The 22,567-nt window shown below is 56.6% G+C and carries 17 protein-coding genes; 10 read left to right on the forward strand and 7 right to left on the reverse strand.

Annotated features, from left to right (window positions below; translation table 11 throughout):
• Positions 1 to 218: 218 nt before the first annotated feature.
• Together porT and ubiE are read right to left on the reverse strand one after the other, a co-directional pair.
• Positions 219 to 989 carry a type IX secretion/gliding motility protein PorT/SprT gene (gene porT, locus ACAW74_RS14955; RefSeq protein WP_370699009.1) on the reverse strand — a complete coding sequence of 257 codons (771 nt, stop codon included), beginning with the start codon at positions 987 to 989 and terminating at the stop codon, positions 219 to 221.
• Positions 929 to 1,657, reverse strand: a complete 729-nt coding sequence (gene ubiE / locus ACAW74_RS14960) for a bifunctional demethylmenaquinone methyltransferase/2-methoxy-6-polyprenyl-1,4-benzoquinol methylase UbiE (protein ID WP_370699010.1) — start codon at positions 1,655 to 1,657, stop codon at positions 929 to 931. Before ubiE ends, porT begins: the two co-directional genes overlap by 61 nt.
• A 173-nt stretch (positions 1,658 to 1,830) precedes the next feature.
• Between ubiE and ACAW74_RS14965 the strand changes: the two genes are divergently transcribed.
• The 9 genes from ACAW74_RS14965 to ACAW74_RS15005 all read left to right on the forward strand — a co-directional run bounded on the left by ACAW74_RS14965 (position 1,831) and on the right by ACAW74_RS15005 (position 14,821).
• On the forward strand, positions 1,831 to 3,012 hold the full coding sequence (locus tag ACAW74_RS14965; protein WP_370699011.1) for a dipeptidase: 1,182 nt from the start codon (positions 1,831 to 1,833) through the stop codon (positions 3,010 to 3,012).
• Between the two features lie 113 nt (positions 3,013 to 3,125).
• Positions 3,126 to 3,557, forward strand: coding sequence for an ABA4-like family protein (locus tag ACAW74_RS14970; protein WP_370699012.1), 432 nt, complete (start codon positions 3,126 to 3,128; stop codon positions 3,555 to 3,557).
• Between the two features lie 99 nt (positions 3,558 to 3,656).
• On the forward strand, positions 3,657 to 4,979 hold the full coding sequence (locus ACAW74_RS14975) for a Gfo/Idh/MocA family protein (RefSeq protein WP_370699284.1): 1,323 nt from the start codon (positions 3,657 to 3,659) through the stop codon (positions 4,977 to 4,979).
• A gap of 86 nt (positions 4,980 to 5,065) precedes the next feature.
• Positions 5,066 to 6,436 carry a lipopolysaccharide biosynthesis protein gene (locus ACAW74_RS14980; RefSeq protein ID WP_370699013.1) on the forward strand — a complete coding sequence of 457 codons (1,371 nt, stop codon included), beginning with the start codon at positions 5,066 to 5,068 and terminating at the stop codon, positions 6,434 to 6,436.
• Between the two features lie 88 nt (positions 6,437 to 6,524).
• Positions 6,525 to 6,914 carry a hypothetical protein gene (locus tag ACAW74_RS14985; RefSeq protein ID WP_370699014.1) on the forward strand — a complete coding sequence of 130 codons (390 nt, stop codon included), beginning with the start codon at positions 6,525 to 6,527 and terminating at the stop codon, positions 6,912 to 6,914.
• A gap of 125 nt (positions 6,915 to 7,039) precedes the next feature.
• Positions 7,040 to 11,521 (forward strand): CusA/CzcA family heavy metal efflux RND transporter, encoded by a 4,482-nt coding sequence (locus ACAW74_RS14990; RefSeq protein WP_370699015.1) that lies wholly within the window; start codon positions 7,040 to 7,042, stop codon positions 11,519 to 11,521.
• A 54-nt stretch (positions 11,522 to 11,575) separates the two neighbouring features.
• Positions 11,576 to 12,781 carry an efflux RND transporter periplasmic adaptor subunit gene (locus tag ACAW74_RS14995; protein ID WP_370699016.1) on the forward strand — a complete coding sequence of 402 codons (1,206 nt, stop codon included), beginning with the start codon at positions 11,576 to 11,578 and terminating at the stop codon, positions 12,779 to 12,781.
• Between the two features lie 233 nt (positions 12,782 to 13,014).
• Positions 13,015 to 13,320 carry a hypothetical protein gene (locus tag ACAW74_RS15000; protein ID WP_370699017.1) on the forward strand — a complete coding sequence of 102 codons (306 nt, stop codon included), beginning with the start codon at positions 13,015 to 13,017 and terminating at the stop codon, positions 13,318 to 13,320.
• A gap of 133 nt (positions 13,321 to 13,453) precedes the next feature.
• Positions 13,454 to 14,821, forward strand: coding sequence for an NAD(P)/FAD-dependent oxidoreductase (locus ACAW74_RS15005; protein WP_370699018.1), 1,368 nt, complete (start codon positions 13,454 to 13,456; stop codon positions 14,819 to 14,821).
• 76 nt (positions 14,822 to 14,897) lie between these two features.
• On the opposite strand, the gene ACAW74_RS15010 is transcribed toward ACAW74_RS15005, so the two are convergent.
• From ACAW74_RS15010 to pheT, 5 genes are all read right to left on the reverse strand, one after another.
• Positions 14,898 to 15,809 (reverse strand): LEA/WHy family protein, encoded by a 912-nt coding sequence (locus ACAW74_RS15010; RefSeq protein ID WP_370699019.1) that lies wholly within the window; start codon positions 15,807 to 15,809, stop codon positions 14,898 to 14,900.
• 90 nt (positions 15,810 to 15,899) lie between these two features.
• Complete coding sequence (rny, locus tag ACAW74_RS15015; RefSeq protein WP_370699020.1) at positions 15,900 to 17,513, reverse strand: ribonuclease Y; 1,614 nt, start codon at positions 17,511 to 17,513, stop codon at positions 15,900 to 15,902.
• An 89-nt stretch (positions 17,514 to 17,602) separates the two neighbouring features.
• A complete protein-coding gene (locus ACAW74_RS15020) occupies positions 17,603 to 17,890 on the reverse strand; it encodes a cell division protein ZapA (RefSeq protein ID WP_370699021.1) in 288 nt (95 codons plus the stop codon).
• Positions 17,891 to 17,986: 96 nt separating this feature from the next.
• Positions 17,987 to 18,325: a hypothetical protein gene (locus ACAW74_RS15025; RefSeq protein ID WP_370699022.1), complete on the reverse strand. Its 339-nt coding sequence runs from the start codon at positions 18,323 to 18,325 to the stop codon at positions 17,987 to 17,989.
• Positions 18,326 to 18,404: 79 nt separating this feature from the next.
• Positions 18,405 to 20,891, reverse strand: coding sequence for a phenylalanine--tRNA ligase subunit beta (gene pheT, locus ACAW74_RS15030; protein ID WP_370699023.1), 2,487 nt, complete (start codon positions 20,889 to 20,891; stop codon positions 18,405 to 18,407).
• 239 nt (positions 20,892 to 21,130) lie between these two features.
• Here pheT and ACAW74_RS15035 point away from each other — a divergent pair, with 239 nt between their 5' ends.
• Entirely contained in the window at positions 21,131 to 22,546 is a 1,416-nt protein-coding gene (locus tag ACAW74_RS15035; RefSeq protein ID WP_370699024.1) for an alpha-amylase family glycosyl hydrolase, read from the forward strand.
• Positions 22,547 to 22,567 lie beyond the last annotated feature (21 nt).

Raw genomic sequence — 22,567 nt, forward strand, 5'->3', positions numbered from 1 at the left:
AAACGGCCGTTTTGCAAGCATTTTGCTTAAAAAAGATGAAGTTTTTTACAAAATCCTGAAAGTCAGGTACGTTCCGAGGGTGGGCTATCAGGCTGGAATGCGATCGCCGACCGAGCCTGTTGATGGGGTACGTAGAGGGAACGAGGTGTGACTAACGTGGTTGCTTGCACTGGGGTCGGGGACCCCAAAATCGTCAGATCGGGGATCTGACCACACCGCTACTCAAAGTGCAGGTACAGCGTCACGGCGTGGGTGGTGAGGCGCTGAATGCCGGCGCTTGAGGGGTTGGCGGTGTTGCCCGCAAAGACGTTGGGCAGGCCGTGGGTGAACCGCAGTTCGGGCGCAAACTTAAAGTATTCGAAAAACTGCTCGAAGCCGATGCCGTACTCGATGGAGAGGTCGGTGGTGTTGGTGTTGAGGCGTCCCTGACTCTGGGCGAGGCGCTTCTTCACGTTGGTTTCAATGCCCACCACAGCCCCGGCCAACAGGTACATGCGCGAGTTGAGCCGCCGCGCCGATTTGTATTTAAACACAAAGGGCAGTTCGATCCAGGTCGATTCGCGCACGTCGCTCTTGTCCTCGGCGTTGGCGTAGGCATACTTCACCTCCCGGCTATAGATCGACACGCCGGGCGTCATCCGGAAGTCAAAGTGGTCGTTCATGTAGGTGTTCACCGAGAACCCCACCCGGAACCCCGAGTTGGTAGGCGAGGTGATGCGCAGCAACGATGGATACGATGTGGACGCGGCAAAATCGGGCCGGTACGTCAGGTTGTAGCGCGTAAAAGGCAGCGCGTAGTAAAATCCGAAATGGACCACCTTGTCGTCGTAGTCTTCCTTGTGCTTGCGAATGTATTTGTAGGTCGACTGCGCCAGGGCTATCGGCGCGAGCAGCAGCCACAGGGCAACGACACTCGCGCAGCGGATCGCTACGATGGCTGTTTTTGGCCCAGATAAATCGACGCGATGCCGAAGGAAAGAGGAATCCATTGAGTATGACGAAAACCGGCTTTTTCAAACACCTGAATGAAATCGGGGCCGTCGGGGAAGGCCTTCATCGACTCATCGAGGTACGCATACGCCGAGGTATCTTTGCTGACCATCTTCCCGAAAAAGGGCACGACTGTAGCGGTGTAAAAATTGTAGAACTGTTTGAACGGAAACCGGCGGGGCCGCGAAAACTCAAGCACCAGACAGACGCCACCGGGGCGGACAACGCGGTGCATATCGGTGAGGCCCGCCAGCAGGTTCTCGAAGTTGCGTACGCCAAAGGAAACGATGGCAGCGTCGAATTCATTGTCTGCCAGCGGCAATCGTTCTGAATCGCCCGAGCGCAGTTCGATGATGTGGTCGACGCCCCGCTCTTTCATTTTCTGCCGCCCCACGGCGAGCATGCCCTCCGAAATATCGACGCCAATGATTTTGTCGGGTTTCAGCGAGAGGGCTTCCAGCGCCAGGTCACCCGTGCCGGTAGCAATGTCGAGGATGCGTTTGGGTGCAAACGGCCGTAGCAGCCGGATAGCTTTCTTTCGCCACAGAATGTCGATGCCCGCACTCAGAAAGTGGTTCAGGAAGTCGTATTTCGGCGCGATGTTGTCGAACATCTCGCCCACCTGTTGCCGTTTCGAGGCATCTTTATCTTTGTACGGAACGATCATGGCTTGCTTAAAGAGCGAAAGATAGAAAGAGTGACTGAGTAAAAGCCATAAAGGGTAAACGCGTGCTCCCCCTGCATACTCGCTTTCACTCATTCGGAAACGGCCGGTTTCGGGGGAAAGTTTCGGGCGGGGGGCGGGTTGGCGGGAACCTTGCCAATTCGTTACCTTGCACCATGACCCGCTTCTCCCCAGCCCTGCTGCTCCTGCTGACGGCCTGTACCCCAACAGCCCGCCCATCGACCTCCCTTCACGAGCGTATACTGACCCTCGACACGCACGCCGATGCGCCAATCATGATGCAGAAACCGGGGTTCGACGTAGGCGTTCGGCACGATGTCCAGCGTGATGAGTCGCAGATCGATTTTCCCCGGATGGCGGCGGGCGGCATGGACGCCATGTTTTTTGCGGTGTATACGGCGCAGGGACCGCGCACGCCGGAAGGCCACGCCGAAGCCAAACGCAATGCGCTGAACCAGTTTGCGCTGATCGAAACGGCGCTGAAAAAATACCCCGATGTGGCCGAACTGGCGACTACCCCCGCCGATGCCTACCGGCTGGAAAAAGCGGGCAGGCGGGCCATTTTCATCGGGATGGAGAACGGCTACCCCATCGGCGAGGATCTGTCGCTGGTGAAAACCTACTTCGATAAAGGGTGCAGGTACGTTACGCTTTCCCATTTTGCCAACAATGCCATCTGCGACTCGGCCACCGACCCCGACGGCCCGATGCACAACGGCCTCAGCCCGTTTGGGCGGCAGGTGGTGGCCGAAATGAACCGGCTGGGCATGCTGATCGACATTTCGCACGTGTCGGACAAGTCGTTCTATGACGTACTGGCGCTCTCGAAAGTACCCGTGATTGCGTCGCACTCCAACTGCCGCGCCCTCTGCGATTTTCCCCGCAACATGACCGACGACATGATTCGGGCGCTGGCGGCAAAAGGGGGCGTGATCCAGGTCAATTTTGTCAGCGATTACCTGCGTAAACCATCAGATGCGCACCGGGCCGCCCTTACGAGCCTGCGCATGTCGGGCGTGGGTAAGGCACGTACCCCGGCGATGGAGGCCCGGCAGCAGGCCCAGACCGACTCGGTGAAGCGGGTGTATGCATCGGAGCGGGCGAGCGTCGCCGACATTGTCAACCACATCGACCATATCGTGAAGCTGGTCGGCATCAACCACGTGGGCATCGGGTCGGACCTGGATGGGGGCGGGGGCGTCAACGGCCTCGAAGACGTGAGCGAAATCGACGCGCTGACGCAGGAGCTGGTTCGGCGCGGCTATTCCGCCAAAGACATCGCCCAGATTTGGGGAGGTAACCTGCTGCGCGTGCTGAGTCAGGCCAAAGCGAAGTAAATTCGTTTGACGTTTAGGGTTTAAGGTTTGACGTTGCTGCCGCCAAGTCGAAGGGCCATGCGACAGCAACGTCAAACCTTAAACCCTAAACGTCAAACCGTAAACTCTCCTCCATGTCTCCCGAAGCTGTTTTTCAACTGGCGAATACCCTGGTGCTGCCCCAATGGCTGCTGATGATCGTGGCGCCGCGTTGGCGCGTGACCCGGTGGCTCATGCAGTCGTATCTGATTCCGGTTTGTCTGGCGGTCATTTACGCCATCTACCTGTTCAGTGGTGGCCCGGTCGATTTTGCGGCGTTTGGCTCTTTGCCGGGTATTAAACGCCTGTTTACCACTGGGGGCGACGGCGTGATGCTGGCCGGCTGGGTGCATTACCTGGCCTTCGATCTGGTGGCAGGTACGTTCGTGCTGCGCGATTCACAGGAGAAACAGATTCGGCATTGGCTGATCATCGTACCGCTGTTTTTCTGCTTCATGCTCGGGCCGGTTGGGCTACTGCTCTACTGGCTCATTCGCACGATACGTACCCGGACGCTATCGGCGTAGGCTGGGTGGGCATGAAAAAACGGGCCGTTGCGTCTTTGGCAAGTGAGGCTGTCGGCTACCCTGGCCGATGGCTTCTATCCCTACACTCGTGCGTTGCCCATGAACCGCTCCGATTTCCTAAAAACAGCCACGTTAGCCACCGCAGGTACGTTGCTGTTGCCCAATTCACCAGCTTCGGCTGTCCCGTTTATCTACCACCGTCCACCGCAGAAATTTCGGGTGGCGCTCATCGGCTCCGGCTGGTGGGGCATGAATATCCTGCGCGCGGCCATGCAGTCGGGCGAGATAACGGTGGTGGCGCTTTGCGACGTGGATAAAGCGCAGGTGCAACGGGCGCAGGCCGAAGTAACCAAGCTCAGCAACGAACGGCCCAAGCTCTACGGCGATTTCCGCGAGTTGTTGAACACCGAAAAACCCGACATCGCCATTGTGGCTACGCCCGACCACTGGCATCCGCTGATCGCCATCGCGGCCATGCAGACGGGTGCTCACGTGTATGTGGAGAAGCCCATCAGCCACACCATCAACGAAGGCAAGGCCATGGTGCGGGCGGCCCGGGCCACGGGTAAGGTTTGCCAGGTGGGCACGCACCGGCGCATTTCGCCCCACAACGTATCGGGCATGGACTTTCTGAAATCGGGGAAAGCGGGCAAGATCGGGATGGTGCGGGCTTTCGTGAGTTATGGCGGCGGTGAGGGGAAAGTTACGCCCGACGCTGAGCCACCGCGCGACCTCGACTGGGACATGTGGTGCGGACCAGCGCCGCTCCGGGCTTACAACCCGACGATGCACCCGCGCGGTTTCCGGCAGTACCTCGACTACGCCAACGGACAACTCGGCGACTGGGGCATTCACTGGCTCGACCAGATTCTGTGGTGGACCGACGAGAAAGCGCCGCGTAAAGTGTATTCGACCGGTGGCCGGGCTATTCGCCGCGATCAGACCGACGCGCCCGATCATCAGGTGGCGACGTATGAGTTCGAAAATTTCACGGCTGTCTGGGAACATCGGCAGTTTGCGGGTAACAATGCCGAGAAAACAATGCCCAACCAGGCGGTTGGTTGCTACTTTTACGGCACAGAGGGGACGTTCCACATGGGCTGGCTCGACGGCTGGACGTTTTACCCCGTCGACCCGAAGAAGCCGACGATTCATCAGGATGCCAAACTCGACAAACCCGACGACCAGAATATCGCCGGGCTCTGGGCCAACTTCACCGATTCGATCCGAAATAACCAGACGCCGGTCTGTGACATCGAAATTGGCCACCGATCGACAACCATGGCCCTACTTGGCATGTTATCGTTAAAACTGGGGCGAAGCGTAGCCTGGGATCAGGCTACGCAGACGATTGTCAACGATCCCGAAGCCAATGCGCTGCTCAGCCGACCCTACCGGGGAAGCTGGCAGTACCCAACGTAGCGTTACTTATAAAGTGGCTCAACGTCCAGGGAAAGTAAAACTCACTGCGCGGTGTAGTTGAGCGTGTTCCATTACAGCCTACGACGTTGAATCAACTTTACCAGCAGCTATCAGTACGGATTGAGTCATTGCGGACTGCCCATCCGCGCAGTAAGCGCGCCCTGGCCAACGCGGCCACCAATGTGCTGATCAAAATCAGCAATATCTTTCTGTCGTTCTGGCTGGTGAGGCTCACCATCGACCTGCTGGGAGCGGAGCAAAACGGCATTTGGGTAGCCATCAGCTCGTTGGTTACGTTTGCTTCATTTTTCGATGTCGGGTTGGGCAATGGCCTGCGTAATCGCCTGACGGAGGTGGTAGCCGAGGACAACCATGTGCTGGGACGTACCTACATCAGCACCGCTTATGCGTTGTTTATTGGTATTCTGGCCGTGTTGCTGACCGCGTCGGGGGTGTTGATTTATCAAACCAGTTGGCACCGACTGACCAACTTCCCGCTACCCGACTCCTACGTCAGCTTACTGGTGTTTATTACGCTGGCGAGTTTTTGCCTGAAAATGATTCTCGACACGGTGTCGTATGTGCTACTGTCGCTGCAACAAACGGCCCTGTCTAACGTCATCTACCTGACTATCAACTTAGGATCGGTGGTGGGTATCTGGCTGTTGAGTACCAATGGCGTCGACGATCTGCTATCGGTAGCGCTGGTTTTCGGCCTGATGCCCGTTGGTGTGCTGCTGCTGTTCAGCATCTATTACTACCAGGGATCACTCCGTACCTATAAACCGTCCTGGAAATATGTCGACTGGTCGGTGCGGCCCAGGCTGATGAGCTTGGGTTTTCGCTTTTTTATGATTCAACTGGCGGGTGTCGTTATTTACTACACCGACAATGTTATTATTTCCAAGCTGTTCGGTCCGAAATACGTGACGGATTACAGCGTCGTGTTCCGGTATTACAATGCCATCAACTCATTCTTCTTCATCATTATTTCGCCTTTCTGGTCGGCTTTCACCGAGGCTTATGTGAAAAACGAACTGGATTGGGTGAAACGGTCCTATCGCCGTCTGAAATTCAGCTGGCTGCTGACGCTCGTCGCCATTGCCTCGCTGCTTTTACTGGCCCCACTGATTTACGAAATTTGGCTGGGTAGCGCTTTTGTGATCGACTGGCCGCTGCATGGGCTGATGGGTACGTTCGTGCTGCTGGTTTGCTGGAATAACATTGCCGTAACAGTGCTTAATGGCTTTGGTAAAATCCGACTGCAACTCTACACCACTCTGGCGGGGGCCATCATCAACCTGCCGCTATGCCTGCTGTTTGGTCGTTATTTAAACTTTGGTATCAAAGGCATCGTGATGGCATCGATTGTGTCGTTGGCCATTACGGCCATTCTGGGGAGTGTTCAGGCCGACAAACTGGTGTCGCGCCGGGCGCAGGGTATCTGGGGTGAATAGGTTCTGCGTCGAACGGGTCGATCGTACGCCGAACTTGACTAAATTGCCGAATCGTTAGCCAACCGGGCTAATGGTAATGACCTCAGCGATGAAATCCATTGTGGCTCTTTTTCTGGTTCAGCTTATGCTCGGGAGCAGTCTGCTTCCCGGCTTTGGCATTGACCAGTCGGCCCGCTGGGCAGAGCTGATTCATCATTACCAGCACCACCGGGTCGAAGACACGTCGCTGGGTTTTGTCGATTTTCTGCTGATGCATTACGATACCAATTCGGAGCATCAGAAACACCCCAATCATTGCCATCACAACCTGCCTTCGGCGGGCCATTTTGTATCGGTGCCGACCCCCAGCCCCCTGCGGCTGGAAGCCGAACCCTCGGCGGTGTCGCTCATCCGGGTAGCCAGGGCTACTTTTTTCCGGAAGGCTGATTTGTATGCCTTCGCCGCGATTCGTTCGCTCATCAATCCTCCCCGACGGTAGACGGTTGCTTCGCGTCAGTGCGCCTTGCTTTCATTCGCTTTGCGGTCATTCATGGTCATTCGTTGCGTCGGCAATGCTTGACGGCCAATGACTATGAATGACGCGTAGCTCAATCCTCTACGTTCATGCTGAATGCCATTATCCGGTTCTCTATCCAGAACAAACTCATTATCGGCCTGCTCACGCTGGGGCTGGTGCTGTGGGGAGGCTGGTCGGCTACTCAATTGCCGATCGATGCCGTGCCCGACATCACCAACAATCAGGTGCAGGTGATCACGAGCAGCCCGTCGCTGGCTGCCGAAGACATTGAACGCCTTGTCACGTTCCCCATCGAGGTGAGCCTGTCCAACATTCCGGGCATTACCGAACTGCGCTCCTTTTCGCGGTTTGGCCTGTCGATCGTCACGGTGGTGTTTACCGATGCGACCGACGTGTACTGGGCGAGGCAGCAGATTGCCGAACGTCTGCAAACCGTGACGGGACAAATACCACCGGGCGTGGGTACGCCCGTGATGGCGCCCGTTACGACGGGGTTGGGCGAGATTTTCCAGTATACGGTGGTGCCCCGCAAAGGCTACGAAAACCGCTATACCCTCAGCGACCTGCGGACCATTCAGGACTGGACGATCCGGCGGGGGCTGCTCGGCACACCGGGCGTTGCCGAGGTGAGCGGGTTTGGCGGGCAACTGAAGCAATACGAAATCGCGATCGACCCCGACCGGCTGCGTAGCGCCAACATCACCATCGCCGACCTGTTTCATGCGTTGGAACAGAACAACCAGAATACGGGCGGGGCGTATATCGACAAAAAACCAAACGCCTATTTCATCCGTTCGGAGGGCCTGATTGCGAATCCCGACGACATTGCCAACATCGTGGTGCAACTGGGCAAGGCGGGGGGCGGCGAACTGGGTACACCGGTTCGGGTGCGCGACATCGCCACGGTGCAGGTCGGCTCGGCGGTGCGCTACGGGGCCATAACCCGCAACGGTGAGGGCGAAACGGTGGGGGCCGTGGTCATGATGATTAAAGGCGAAAATTCGTCGGCGGTGATCAAAGCGGTAAAAGCCAAAATCGCCGAAATCCAGAAAACGCTGCCGGAGGGCATCGACATCATCCCGTTCCTGGACCGCACCAAGATGGTCAACAGCGCGATCGGGACGGTGGAAAAGAACCTCATGGAAGGGGCGCTGATCGTCATTTTCGTACTGGTGCTGCTGCTGGGCAACGTGCGGGCGGGGCTGGTGGTGGCGTCGGTGATTCCGCTGGCGCTGCTGTTTGCCGTTTCCATGATGAATCTCTTCGGCGTCTCGGGCAACCTGATGAGCCTCGGTGCCATCGACTTCGGCCTGATCGTCGACGGGGCCGTCATCATCGTCGAAGCCACGTTGCACCATATTATGCTGCGCGCAGGGAGTGCCTTCGGCGCAGGGGTAGCAGGGGCGGGCAAGGATGGACTAACGGACGAGACAACCTCTGCCATCCCTGCCCGTTTCACGCAGGCCCAGATGGACGAGGAGGTATTTGGGGCGGCGAGCCGCATTCGGTCGTCGGCGGCGTTTGGCGAGATCATTATCCTGATCGTGTACCTGCCGATTCTGGCCTTGTCGGGCATTGAAGGGAAAATGTTCCGGCCGATGGCCCTGACAGTAGCCTTCGCCATTCTGGGGGCGTTTATCCTGTCGCTGACTTACGTACCCATGATTTCGGCGCTTTTTCTGAGCAAGAAAACCGAGTACAAAACCAGTTTCTCCGATAAACTGATGGGCCGGATTTTCCGGGTTTACGAGCCGGTACTGCTCTGGTCGTTGCGGAATCGGGCGCTGGTGCTGGGTACGTCGGTGGGGTTGCTGGTGGTGGCCATATTTACCTTCACGCGCATGGGCGGCGAGTTTATCCCGCAGCTCGACGAAGGCGATTTTGCCGTCGACACGCGCACGCTCGTTGGTAGCTCGCTGAGCGAAACGGTCGATGCCACGCTGAAAGGCGAACGCATTCTGCTGAAACAGTTTCCCGAGGTGGAGCAGGTCGTGGCCAAAATCGGTTCCGGCGAAGTGCCTACCGACCCGATGCCCATCGAAGCCGCCGACATGATGGTGGTGCTGAAACCCAAAGACCAGTGGACGTCGGCCACCACGCGCGACGAACTGGCCGAAAAAATGGCCGAAGCGCTCTCGGTGGTGCCGGGGGTGACGTTTGGTTTTCAGCAGCCTGTGCAGATGCGGTTCAACGAACTGATGACCGGCGCCCGGCAGGATGTGGCCCTGAAAATTTACGGTGAAGACCTCAACCAGCTGGAACGGCTGGCCGGTGAGGTTGGTCGCCTGATCCAGAAAATCGATGGGGCGGCCGATCTGTATGTCGAACAGGTGGCTGGGCTGGCCCAGATTCTGATCAAGCTCGACCGCAACGCCATTGCCCACTACGGCCTCAACGTGTCGGACGTCAATCAGGCGATCAATACGGCCTTTGCGGGGCAGTCGGCGGGGTCGGTGTTTGAGGGCGAGAAACGCTTCGATCTGGTGCTTCGGCTCGCCGAAACCAAACGGCAGAGCGTCGACGATATCCGGAACCTGTACGTGGCGACGCCCGCCGGTGAACAACTGCCTCTGAGCCAGATTGCCGACGTGCGGATTGTACAGGCGCCCAACCAGATTCAGCGCGATCAGACCAAGCGGCGCATTACGCTCGGCTTCAACGTGCGGGGCCGCGACGTGGAGAGCATCGTGGCTGAACTGCAACAGCAGGTAAGCCAGCGCATCAAACTACCCGCGGGTTACTCGGTCACCTACGGGGGTACGTTCCAGAATCTGGTCGAAGCCAAGCAGCGGCTTGGCGTGGCCGTTCCGCTGGCGCTGGCGCTCATCTTCGCCCTGCTGTTTTTTACGTTTAATTCCATTCGCCAGAGCCTGATGATCTTCATGGCGATTCCGCTGGCAGCCATCGGGGGCGTGTTTGCCCTGCTGCTGCGCGATATGCCGTTCAGCATTTCGGCGGGAGTGGGGTTCATTGCGCTTTTCGGCGTGGCCGTGCTGAATGGTATTGTGTTGTTGGCCGAATTTAACCACCTGCGGCAGGAGCAGGGCCTCACTGATATGAAAGAGATTATCCGGCAAGGGGCTGAAACGCGCCTTCGCCCCGTTGTAATGACCGCTCTGGTGGCTTCGTTCGGATTTATTCCGATGGCGCTGTCCAACTCTGCGGGAGCCGAAGTGCAGAAACCGTTGGCCACGGTTGTGATTGGCGGCCTGCTGACGGCTACCTTGTTGACGCTGATTGTGTTGCCGATTCTGTACTCAATTTTTGAACGAAAATCGCTGGCGAAGGAAATCGCCGAACGCGCGGCGAAAAGCCCGAAAAGCAACGTACCTGCGGCGCTGACGGCCCTGTTGCTGCTGGGTACGTTGCCTGCCATCGGCCAGACGCCGCAATTGCTGTCGCTGGAGCAGGCGTTGCAACAGGCTAATACCCGGAACCCGCAAATTCAACTGGGTACGTTGGGTATCACGCAGCAACAGGCACTGCGCCGGACAGCCTATGACGCCGGGCGACTCTCGGCTACAGCCTTGCTGGGCCAATACAACAGTCGCCGGTTCGACAATAACCTGACCGTTTCGCACACCATCCCGAACCCCGCGCTGGTACGGCGGCTGGCCGACCTCAACGACCGCTCCGTTACGGCCCGGGAAGCGGCGCTGGCTGTCACCCAGCATCAGATCCGGTACGAGGTAAAATCGACCTTCTACGAACTCGACTACCTGCATCAGCGGCGGCGGTTGTTCCGGCAGCAGGACACCCTCCTGACTGAGTTTGTGCAGGCGGCAAGCATTCGGTTCAAAACCGGCGAAACGGGTAGCCTCGAAAAAGCGACGGCCGAGAGCCAACTGGCCGATCAGCGGGTACGGCTGGCCCAACTCGACGCCGACCTGACGGCCGCCCGCACGCGCCTGAAAACGCTGCTCAACAAACCCGACGCCTTCGATGTGGCCGAGCAGCCCCTGCCCAAACCAACGCTTCCGGTCGCCCTCGATAGCCTGCAAAGCACGCAGGCGGGGCAGCATCCGCAGCTTCGGCAATTGCAGCAGCAAATACAGGTGGCCGAGCAAACCCGGCTGGTCGAACAGGCACGGCTCCGCCCCGATTTTCTGGTTGGTCTGTTTTCGCAGACCCTCATTGGCAATCAACTGATCGACGGGCAGGAGCTGTATTTCGGGCCGGGTTCGCGGTTCTGGGGTGGGCAAATCGGGCTAACCTTTCCCTTGCTGGGTAGCGCCCAGAAAGCCCGCGTTGAAGCGGCGAGGGTAGGTGAGCAGGTTGCTCAGACCGAATTGCAGGCCGGGCAATTTGCTTTGAATCAGCAGTTGCAACAGGCCCTTAGCCAATACAATCAGTACCGGTCGGCATTGGCTTATTACGAGCAAAATGGCCTCACGCAGGCGCAACTCATCCAGACCAATGCGCGCCGGTCGTTTCGGGCGGGCGACATCGGGTACGTCGAGTTTTCGCTGGCGCTGCAACAGGCGCTCACCATCCGCTCGTCGTATCTCGATATTCTGAATCAGTACAACCAATCGGTGTTGTACATCAGCTATTTACTAGGCTATTGATAAACTGTTCATTCAGGGTATTCCGCCACTACACACACGATTTCTTCCGAAACTATGAACGCTTTTTCTGCTTTGTCAACCGCCTGTCGGCTGGGGTTGATGGTGCTTTTCCTAACGGCCTGCGGCTCCGAAAAAACACGGAATGGCCCCGAGCTTGCCGCCACTGCCGACTCATCGGCGAAGGACTCGACCGAAACCGGCGAGGTGCTGGTGTCGCTCACGCAGGCGCAGTACACGATGGCGGGTATTCAACTGGGGCAACCCTCAAACCGGGCGCTGAGCACTGTGCTGAAGGCCAACGGCCAAATCGACGTACCGGCCTCAAACCTGGTGTCGGTATCGGTGCCGTTTGGCGGGTATATCCGTAAAATTGATCTTGAGCCGGGGCAGCGGGTCCGAAAAGGACAAACGCTGGTGGTCCTCGAAAACCCCGACTACATTCAGCTACAGCAGGACTATCTCGATACCAAAGCCAAACTCGACTTCGCCGATCTCGACTACGCCCGGCAGGAGGAACTAAGCCGCGAAAACGTGAGTGCGCTCAAAACCTTCCAGCAAACGCGGTCGAACCGGCAGAGTCTACAGGCGCAACTGGCCGCTGCTGCGCAACGACTGACGATGCTGGGCATCAGCCCCACGCAGCTAACCCCCGCCCGCCTGACGCGCACCGTCAGCGTACCGGCACCGGCGTCGGGCTACATCACCAACGTACCTGTGAATACCGGGCGGTTTGTGAATCCGGCTGATGTGCTTGTAGAAATTACGAACGTCGAACACCTGCACGTGCGACTTAACATCTTCGAGAAAGACATCAACCAGATTCGGCTGGGACAGGCTGTTCGGTTTGGCATGGGAAGCGATGCAACGCCTGTTCACCGGGCTGACGTGTTCCTGATCGGCAAATCGCTCGCGCCCGACCGCACCATTCCCGTGCTGGCGCACCCCGACGAGCTGAAGCCTGTCTTTATTCCCGGTGGGTACGTGTCGGCGCAGATCGACGTGAAAACGCAGTCGGTACCGACGTTGCCCGAAACGGCCATTATTGGCTTCGGGGGCAAATCGTATGTGTATGTGCTGGAAAAGAAAGAAGGACAGCCGACAACGTACCAGTTTCGGCAGGTGGAAGTACGCACGGGTGTGCGCGAGGCTGGGTACGTTGCGGTCTCGTTGCCTGAGGCCGTCGACCCCGCAAAAACGCCGGTTGTGCTGGCGGGTGGCTACAGTCTACTCAGTAAGCTAAACAATAGCGAAGAGGAATAGTAGGGTAGTACTACCCGATCAGACAGTAGCCGATTGGCTCACAAGGAATTAGTGTGTAACTAGTTACCAAACGGGTACATCAGCACACACCGAATAATATATTTTCAAGATGAATGTCTATCTAAACGTCCTTTTCGACTAGTAGAATGGTAGATTTAGGTGATTTTTAATCGAATACTCATAGGTTATGTTACTCATACCTGCTATGATTGCATACCTAATTTGAGAGCCTAATGAAATCATACGTAATTACTTACCATTACGGTCAGCAAACGCACCGCGCCTATGCTGCCTCGGTGGATGAGGCAAAGGCATACGCGGCCGAGCTGATCCAGCACAATCGGATTTTGCCCGAAGATGCTATGTCGATTGTACAATTGCCCGAACAACGCGTTATCTATTATCGGCCCGACCATATTACGCTGCATAGCCTTTACGCCCAGACATCGCTGGTCTATCGGTTTCTGGATCGGGCTAAGTCACTAATCGTACGTACCCGGTCTGAGACGTCGTTGCAAACTCAGCGGGTAAGCGCCTAAGGCATCAACTCGTTCGCGGGTACACAGCCCAATTTGGTTACTGGTTCGCCCTGATTTTTAAACAAATACCCCGCTGCGTCAGTACATACAGGAGTACGTGCCTTAACGGAAGCGGTCCGCCGCTACGACTGTTATGCTGAAGTTTGATAAATTATCACTGAATATACCGGATACCGATAAGCCCCGCGTCGTTGTGATTGGCGGCGGGTTTGGCGGCATCAACCTAGTTAAGGGGCTGAAAAATAAGGGCTTTCAGCTCGTGATGTTCGATAAACAGAACTACCACGGCTTTTGGCCGCTGCTCTATCAGGTGGCTACGGCTGGCCTCGAACCCGACGCCATTGCCGAGCCGCTTCGTAAACTCTTCGACGAAGAGTACGACGACTTCCATTTTCGGCTCGTGCGCGTGACGGGCGTAGACCCCGCTGCCAAGACCGTCAAGACGCTTATCGGTGACCTGAAATACGACCATCTGGTGATTGCCACCGGCTCGCGGTCCAACTTTTTCGGCAACGATACAATCAAGAACAATTCGTTTCCGCTCAAGACAATCCCCGACGCGCTGAACCTTCGGAGTCAGTTGCTGCAATCGTTCGAACAGGCGAGTATCATCAAAGATCCGGTGATGCGGCAAAGCCTGCTCAATTTCGTGATTGTGGGTGGCGGACCCACGGGCGTCGAACTGGCCGGTTCGCTGGCCGAAATGCGGAAGCACGTGTTGCCGAACGACTATCCGGGCCTGGATTTCAGTAAGATGAACATCTACCTCGTCGAAGGCCTCGACCGGGTGCTGCCGCCTATGTCGCCCGAATCGGCGGCTAAAACGCAGGGGTATCTCGATAAAATGGGCGTCGTGACGAAAGTAAAAACCCTGGTGGATTCGTATGATGGCGATACTGTTACGTTCAAAAACGGCGAAACCATACAGGCGCAGACGCTCATCTGGGCGGCGGGTGTAGCGGGGGCCACAATCGAAGGCATACCTACCACATCGGTCGAGAAAGGTCGTTATCTGGTCGACGAATACAACCGCATCAAGGGGGTTGATGGCGTATACGCAGTAGGCGACGTCGCACTCATGAAAACGGAGAAATGGCCTAATGGGCACCCCGGCGTGGCGCAACCGGCTATTCAGCAGGGCGAACACCTGGCAACCAACCTGACGCTTCTGCAACGGGGTGGTGAACTTCGCCCATTCGACTATTTCGACAAAGGGTCACTGGCGATTATTGGTCGCGTACGGGCCGTAGCTGATTTGCCCAAAAACCTGCATCTCAGCGGGTTTATTGCCTGGGTTGCCTGGCTGTTTGTCCATATCTGGTACCTGATCGGCTTCCGGAGCAAACTGGTTGTGTTGAGTAACTGGCTCTATCGCCTGTTCACCTATGACCGAGGTACCCGCCTGATTATCCGACCGTTTGTGCGTAAGAGCGACAAGGAAGGACAGGAATTTGCTATCCGCAACAGCGGCGAGGTCGTAACCGATCAACCGACATTATAAAAGCGTGGGGCTGGAGGCGCGGAGCTTGGGGAACATAGCCTGTACCCCCTGTTCCGCGCCTCCAGCCCCACGCTTTTTATTGCTTCTTCATCAGTTCAGCCAACGTACCCCGGATGGTTGTCACGAATTGGCTATTCTTGAACATAGGGTCGTTGTTCTTGTCGAGGATCTTGCAGCTGAAAGCAATCTCAACAGGCGTATCCTTTTTATCGAACAGCATTTTGGGCAGTAATCCCAGCGTTTGGCCGGGTTTTACCGTCACGGGCAAAACAAAGGGTGTGGTGCCCTGCGCTTTGATCAGGATGGGCTCGGCCTGTACGCCCTGCGCAATCTCTTTACCGTTGATCGTGACAGTGTAGCGTGCGTCGGTAATGTTATATGGGAATTTGTTCCTGTTGGTGCACGAGATCGTTGCCGCAACGTCGGTTTTCTTCAGCCCGAATTTGCCCAAATCAATGTCTTTAACCTCAATCTTCGGGATGTGATAGGTTGGGCCACGCAGTGATTGCGATACCGTGAAGGTACGTTCACCGGCGATGGGTACGTCTAGGTCGAAGGTGGTCCGCAGCCGGTAGTCCGTACTGTCGGTACCCTGCGCTTCCAGCCGTTTCAGCACCCGCGTCAGCTTCCCAGACAGTAGTTTGGCAGGCAACGTCACCAGCGTACTATCCTGCGATTTTACCTCCACGACTTTGTTGTAACTGTCTTTGACAACCTCTTCATTATCAATAAAGAAGCTATAATCGACACGCTTTGCCTTGAAACCAACCGGCAGCGGATTGTCGATCAGCAGGTACATATTCATCTGAATGGCATCGTCGCTGATGTCGGTAAAGTCAAACCGGCTCAGTTCAAGTCGGGGTTTCAGCGTGCCGTCGTAGGCGCCGCCTTCCGATTCTGCCTTCTGTTTGAGGCTGTTATAGTAGATGTAGCCGCCAATGCCGAGCAGAAGCAGGATACCCAGGGTAATCAAAAGTCCTTTTTTCATAACGTTGCGTAGGAACGATGCTATTTTCTTGTAACAAAGAAAGCCGGGAATAGTCCCGGCTTTCTTTTGTGCCTATGGCAACGTACCCAGCTATTTAGCGTAGGCGACGGAGCGCATCTCGCGAATAACCGTGACCTTGATCTGCCCCGGATACTGCATCTCTTTTTCAATCTTCTGCGAAATCTCGAACGACAGTGCACCCGCCCGTTCGTCGGTGACCCGTTCTGCATCGACCATCACGCGCAACTCGCGACCCGCCTGAATAGCGTAGCACTTGGTAACGCCCTGGAAGTTGGTGGCGAGTTCTTCAAGTTCTTTGAGGCGCTTGATGTACGACTCCATCATTTCGCGGCGGGCACCGGGGCGCGAGCCCGAAATGGCGTCACACACCTGCACGATGGGCGAGATCATGCTCGTCATCTCGATCTCGTCGTGGTGAGCCCCAATGGCGTTGACCACCTCGGGGTTCTCCTTGTACTTCTTGGCCAGTTCCATCCCCAGCAGAGCGTGGGGCAGTTCGGCTTCTTCGGGCCATACTTTACCAATATCGTGCAGCAAACCGGCGCGTTTGGCAAGCTTAGCGTTTAGGCCCAGTTCGGCGGCCATCGTGGCGCAGAGTTTGGCGACCTCGCGCGAGTGTTGCAGCAGGTTCTGCCCGTAGCTCGACCGGAACCGCATCCGGCCAATCATCTTGATCAGTTCGGGGTGCAGGCCGTGAATGCCCAGGTCGATTACCGTGCGTTCGCCAATCTCTACGATCTCGTCTTCGATGTTCTTGCGGGTTTTGGCCACAATCTCCTCGATCCGGGCGGGGTGAATGCGCCCGTCCTGCACCAGACGGTGCAGCGACAGCCGGGCCACCTCGCGGCGAACCGGGTCGAAGCCTGAAATAATGATGGCTTCCGGCGTATCGTCGACGATAATTTCGACGCCCGTGGCGGCTTCCAGCGTACGGATGTTGCGCCCTTCGCGGCCAATCACCTTGCCTTTAACGTCGTCTGATTCGATGTTGAACACCGACACGCAGTTTTCGATGGCATGCTCGGTGGCGGTGCGCTGAATGGTCTCGATCACCACCTTTTTCGCCTCTTTGGTCGCCGTTAGCTTCGCTTCCTCGACGATGTTTTTGACGTATGACGAGGCACGGGTTTCGGCTTCGGCTTTCAGCGTTTCGACCAGTTGCTCCCGGGCTTGTTCGGCCGATAGCCCCGCGATTTTTTCCAGTTGCGATACCTGTTCGGCCAGCATTTTATCGGCTTCGGCCTGCCGGCGATCTACATCGGCGGCGCGGCGGTTGAGAGCCTCGGTTTGCTGCGTCAGCGCGCCTTTCTGCTGATTGATCTCGTTCTTAAGCTGATTCAGTTCGCCTTCGCGGATACGTTGCTGGTCGGCTTGCTGCATCAGTTGCTGCTCACGTTGCTTCAGCTTGGCTTCGTTTTGTTGCAGCAGACCCCGTTTCTGGTTGCTCTGCTCGTCAAATTCGGTTTTAAGCTTCAGGTACTTCTCTTTGGCTTCGAGCATCCGATCTTTCTTGATCGTCTCGGCCTGCAATTCGGCGTTCTTGATGATGTCGGCGGCTTTGGCTTCGGCTTCCCGCTGTTTCCCGCTGAAGGTTTTGTGAAGCAGTTTCCGGCCCACAAAAATACCAATGCCCAAAGCCAGCAAATCGCTCAGGAACATCAGTAATATGTTGGTTGTCGTCATTTGTTCGTGTCGTTAAGGTTGAACATAGCAGCGCTGCGCCCTGTTGTTCCGACACGGTGCCTGTGAGGCGAAATAAGGCTAAAACCAGGTTATGCCATCGAGGAGATGACCAACTGATTTAGCTTGGCAACTTTGTCATAAACCCGATTCTGTAACTGCCGCGACTGTTCGTCTGACTTCAGACTGGTCACCAGGCATTCGATGGCAATCAGGGCCATTACGTCCTGTGTATCGCGCATACCCCGGTTGCGATGCACCTCCACACGGTCGCGGATGAGGCGCCAGGCTTCGCGCAGCATGGTTTCCTCTTCAGGTGGCGACTTGAAGGTGTAATCGCGGTCGGCGATTTTCAGGTGTATGGATAGCAGTTCTTCCATCAACTCGATCAATTACAGGGCACGTAATCCGATTCACCACAAAAAGGTCTAGGAATGAACAGGTTAGTGAACCGGGGCACGCAGGGTACTGGTACTTTATGACAAGGTGCTCAGGTAAGTAATACAACGATCCAGATCGCGTATGTACTCATCGAGCTTCTGCTTTACTTCTTCACGGGCAACCGCATCAGGTAGGTTGCTGCTTACAAGTTTACCAAAATCTTTCGACTTTGTAAGCGCGGGCGGCGTATCTGCCGCTTTTTTAGTTTGTTGTTTTAGCTGGTTTTGTTGGTCCCGAAGCTGCTCGTTCAGCCTGTTGTTTTCCGATTCCAGATGGGCAATACGTTGTTTCTGCTGAGCCACTAACTCAGTCAAATCGAAGATTTTGTGCTCAAAATCTTCCAGCAACACAAAAAGCCGTGATCCGGAAATCATCAAGTTGGCGGTTTCGGTTTATAGGCGGGTCTGTCGGGCTGATCAGCTTGGCCAACAGACCCGCCTGTGCACTGAAAACTTATTTTCTGATCGTTGCTCCCAACGTTCGTTCGAAAGCAGCCATCAGGCGTTGCATGGTTTTATCAATGACGGCGTCGGTCAGCGTTTGGGTGGCGTCCTGTAGCGTAAAACTCACTGCGTAGGCTTTTTTGCCTTCGCCGAGGTTAGCGCCTTCATACACATCAAACACGTTCAGCCCCGTCAGCAGTTTACGTTCGGTTTGCCGGGCTACCTGCTCGATCTGCGCAAACGACACCGAGCGGTCAATCACGAGCGAGAGGTCACGCCGTACTTCGGGGAAGCGGGACACCTCCGCGTAACTAGCCTTACCGCTGTACCGCTTCGTGAGCAGGGCCCAGTCGAAATCGGCGTAGTAAACAGGCACTTTCGCATCGGCCAATTTAGCCAATTTCGGGTTTAGTAACCCAAAGGTTACAAGCGGCTTTTTACCTAACGTATAGGTCAGACCATATTGAAACAGCGTCGGGTCGGCGGGCTGTTGATCGGTCGGTTTGATCCGGAGCGACGACAGCACGCGGTTTACCGCTGCCGCCATGTCGTGAAACGCTACGGCTTTGCCCGGTTGCTGCCAGGTTTCGGCCGTGGTGTTACCCGCCATCACCAGCGCCAGCCGGGGCGATTCGTGGTATTTTGCGACGGAGGTGGGAGCCTGCCCCGCCTCGGCGGGGTTGTCGCCCGTGCTGACCGAACTGCCGTAGACCTTGCCGAACTCAAACAGGCTGAGGTCGCGTTGCCGCCGGTTCAGGTTATACACCAACGCGTCGAGCATCGAGAATACCATCGACTGCCGCATCACCGAGAGTTCTTCGCTCAACGGATTCAGCAGGCGCACGTCGGCGAGGGGGAGTGTGGCCCGAATTGCCTCGTGGTAGGCGGGTCGGGTCATCGACAGCGACATGGCTTCGACAAAGCCGGTTGCCGCCAGCACCGTTCCAATGCGGGCCTGCAACTGATTGACGTCGACTTCGGGAAACTCCGACAGCGTATCGGCCGCCAGACTTGCCGACAGGGGTACGTTGTCGAGGCCATAAATGCGCAGAATCTCTTCTACCACGTCGGCTTCGCGCGTGACGTCGACCCGGTAGGGGGGAACCACCGCTACGAATCCAGACTCGGTCAGTTCGTCGGTTTGGATGTCGAGGCCGTGCAGGATATCGTGCATCCGTTGCCGGTCGATCTGAATCCCGATGAGCCGGTCGATGTTGCGGTACGTTACCGGTACGCGGAAGTCAGCAATGGGCTCCGGGTACACATCGATCACGTCGGACGTGACCTCACCACCCGCGACTTCCTGAATCAGCAGGGCTGCGAACCGCAGGGCAAACGGCGGCATGTTGGGGTCGGTGCCCCGCTCATACCGGAACGATGCGTCGGTTTTAAGGCCGTGCTGCTGCGCGGTTTTCCGAATCGAGGCGGGCGAGAAATAGGCGCACTCCAGAAAAATGCGCGTCGTTTCGGCCGATACGCCCGATGTTTTGCCGCCAAAGACGCCACCAATACACATCGGCTCAGCGTCGCCGTTGCAGATCATCAGATCGGTAGGCGTCAGTTTGCGCTCCACGCCGTCGAGTGTGGTAAAGGGCGTTCCAGCGGGCAGCGCTTTTACCACTACTTCGCCCGTGGTGATGGCGGCAGCATCAAACGCGTGCATGGGTTGGCCCAGCCCGTGGCAAACAAAATTGGTGACGTCGACGATGTTGTTGATGGGCGTAAGGCCGATGCTCAGCAGGCGTTTCTTCAGCCAGTCGGGCGAGTCACCTACACGCAGATTGCTCAGCGTAAGGCCCATGTAACGGGGGCAGGCTGCAGGATCTTCGACACGTACCTGAATGGTAAAATCGGTCGAATCGACCTTGAACGCGTCGACCGATGGCCATTTGACCGGCTTGCCCAGTAGCGCGCGGAGGTCGCGGGCAACACCGAGGTGCGAGGCGGCATCGGCGCGGTTGGGCGTGAGGCCAATCTCGATGCGGTGGTCGGCTTCAAGCTGAAAATACCGGGCGGCGGGCGTGCCGTTGGGGAGAGCCTGCCCCGCCGCTGCGGGGTCGGTGGTCAGTACCATAATACCGTCGTGCGACGTACCCAGCCCGATCTCGTCTTCGGCGCAAAGCATGCCTTCCGAGGCAGCACCCCGAATTTTGGCTTTTTTGATCTGAAACGGCTCGCCGCTGCTGGGGTGCAGCGTAGCACCCACGGTGGCTACCACTACGCGCTGCCCGGCGGCTACGTTGGGCGCGCCGCACACGATGCTGAGGGGCGTTTCGCCACCCACGTCCACGGTAGTCAGGCTCAGTTTATCGGCGTCGGGGTGGCGCTCGCAGGTCAGTACGGTGCCGATCACCACGCCCGCCAGGCCACCCGGCACCGCTTCGATGGTGTCGATGCCGTCAACTTCCAGGCCGGTACTGGTCAATAGCTTACCCAGTTCGTCGGGCGTCTGGTCAACGTCAATGAATTGGGTAAGCCAGTTATACGAAATATTCATGTTTCAGGCAGGAAGGCCATGCATGCAGGTGAGCCGTGGGTACGTGCCGTTCGCCGAAGAGAACAAGCGCTTATGGGCGGCCCGTGTGCATGCATGACCATCTAAAAAAAGCCCGACCGTTGCTAGTCGAGCCAACTAAGATGACCACAAAAATAAGCAAGCCCCTGCGTACTTTTGAGCAAGACCGGCTGGCTTATTGCGGATTATCAGCCCCTAAACCTGGCAACGCCTTCTGAAACATGACGAATATCGGTTCTTTTCTCGCCCTTCTGCTGGTATTGTTCACGGCCGCCGGCTGCGATAAAACAGGTAGCTCCTCCACTTCCAAAGCGACAACGCCCGCCGATGCGTCGGTGTATCAGCCGCACCCCTATGTTGAGCTGAAGCACCCCGACTGGAGCAAAAACGCGACAATTTATCAGGTAAACATCCGTCAATACACGCCCGAAGGCACGTTCAAGGCCTTTGAAGCGCACCTGCCCCGGCTGAAGGCGATGGGCGTGGATATTCTCTGGTTGATGCCCATCCATCCCATTGGCGTGAAAAACCGGAAGGGCACGCTGGGTAGCCCCTATTCGGTGAAGGATTATTACGGCGTCAACCCCGAATATGGCAACATGGCCGATTTCAAGGCGCTGGTAGCCAACATTCACAGCATGGGTATGCATGTAATTCTAGACTGGGTGGCCAACCATTCAGCCTGGGATAATGCGCTTACCACCGAGCATCCCGACTGGTATACCAAGACTGCCGAGGGTAACTTTCAGCCTACGCCCTGGTACGATTGGGAAGACATCATCGACTTCGACTACAACCAGCCGGGTATCAGGCAGTACATGACCAACGCGCTCACGTACTGGGTAAAAGAAACCGATATCGACGGGTATCGCTGCGACGTGGCCGGATTCATGCCGGTCGATTTCTGGGACAATGCCCGCCGGGAACTGGATGCCATCAAGCCTGTATTTATGCTGGCCGAATGGGAATCGCGGGATCTGCACAAACACGCTTTCGACATGACGTATTCGTGGAGCCTGTATGATCAAATGCACAACACCACGGTCGACAAAAAAGGCATCAGCGGACTGGTCGAATACATGGCCCACGATGTCAATACGTTTCCGCAGGACGGCTATCGGATGCTGTTTACCGACAATCACGACAAGAATTCGTGGACCGGAACGCCCTTCACGCAGTTTGGTAAAGGGTTAGAAGCCTGCATTGTCCTGACCGGGACCATAAACGGTATGCCACTGGTGTACAGCGGTCAGGAGGCGGGTAATCCGAAACAGTTGAAGTTTTTCGAGAAAGACAGCATCAACTGGAAAACACACCCCTTTGCCGATCTCTACAAAAAACTATTCGCGTTGAAACACAGCAACCACGCGCTCTGGAATGGTGCGGAAGGAGGCGAGATGGTGCGGATTTTCAATGATAAACCTGATCAGGTGATTTCGTTTGCCCGCGAAAAAGCAGGTGATCGGGTCGTGGTTATTGTCAACATGAGCGACAAGCCGACCCTGGTGGCGTTGCGGTCGAAACAGCAGGCAGGTACGTATACTAATGTGTTCAAACCCATCAAAAACACCCTGACTGGCGCCGACCGGTTCGGCATGGCGGCATGGGGGTACGTGGTGCTGTCAAGTACCAAATAAAGCGACCACTCGACGGCGCCA

Origin of the sequence: Fibrella musci (assembly GCF_041321105.1) — a bacterium.
Classification (GTDB): Bacteria; Bacteroidota; Bacteroidia; order Cytophagales; family Spirosomataceae; genus Fibrella; species Fibrella musci.

What these genes read in the sequence shown, in the direction of transcription:
- porT (WP_370699009.1), bottom strand. Translation starts at nt 989, where the DNA reads ATGGATTCCTCTTTCCTTCGGCATCGCGTCGATTTATCTGGGCCAAAA.
- ubiE (WP_370699010.1), bottom strand. Translation starts at nt 1,657, where the DNA reads ATGATCGTTCCGTACAAAGATAAAGATGCCTCGAAACGGCAACAGGTG.
- ACAW74_RS14965 (WP_370699011.1), top strand. Translation starts at nt 1,831, where the DNA reads ATGACCCGCTTCTCCCCAGCCCTGCTGCTCCTGCTGACGGCCTGTACC.
- ACAW74_RS14970 (WP_370699012.1), top strand. Translation starts at nt 3,126, where the DNA reads ATGTCTCCCGAAGCTGTTTTTCAACTGGCGAATACCCTGGTGCTGCCC.
- ACAW74_RS14975 (WP_370699284.1), top strand. Translation starts at nt 3,657, where the DNA reads ATGAACCGCTCCGATTTCCTAAAAACAGCCACGTTAGCCACCGCAGGT.
- ACAW74_RS14985 (WP_370699014.1), top strand. Translation starts at nt 6,525, where the DNA reads ATGAAATCCATTGTGGCTCTTTTTCTGGTTCAGCTTATGCTCGGGAGC.
- ACAW74_RS14990 (WP_370699015.1), top strand. Translation starts at nt 7,040, where the DNA reads ATGCTGAATGCCATTATCCGGTTCTCTATCCAGAACAAACTCATTATC.
- ACAW74_RS14995 (WP_370699016.1), top strand. Translation starts at nt 11,576, where the DNA reads ATGAACGCTTTTTCTGCTTTGTCAACCGCCTGTCGGCTGGGGTTGATG.
- ACAW74_RS15000 (WP_370699017.1), top strand. Translation starts at nt 13,015, where the DNA reads ATGAAATCATACGTAATTACTTACCATTACGGTCAGCAAACGCACCGC.
- ACAW74_RS15005 (WP_370699018.1), top strand. Translation starts at nt 13,454, where the DNA reads ATGCTGAAGTTTGATAAATTATCACTGAATATACCGGATACCGATAAG.
- ACAW74_RS15010 (WP_370699019.1), bottom strand. Translation starts at nt 15,809, where the DNA reads ATGAAAAAAGGACTTTTGATTACCCTGGGTATCCTGCTTCTGCTCGGC.
- rny (WP_370699020.1), bottom strand. Translation starts at nt 17,513, where the DNA reads ATGACGACAACCAACATATTACTGATGTTCCTGAGCGATTTGCTGGCT.
- ACAW74_RS15020 (WP_370699021.1), bottom strand. Translation starts at nt 17,890, where the DNA reads ATGGAAGAACTGCTATCCATACACCTGAAAATCGCCGACCGCGATTAC.
- ACAW74_RS15025 (WP_370699022.1), bottom strand. Translation starts at nt 18,325, where the DNA reads ATGATTTCCGGATCACGGCTTTTTGTGTTGCTGGAAGATTTTGAGCAC.
- pheT (WP_370699023.1), bottom strand. Translation starts at nt 20,891, where the DNA reads ATGAATATTTCGTATAACTGGCTTACCCAATTCATTGACGTTGACCAG.
- ACAW74_RS15035 (WP_370699024.1), top strand. Translation starts at nt 21,131, where the DNA reads ATGACGAATATCGGTTCTTTTCTCGCCCTTCTGCTGGTATTGTTCACG.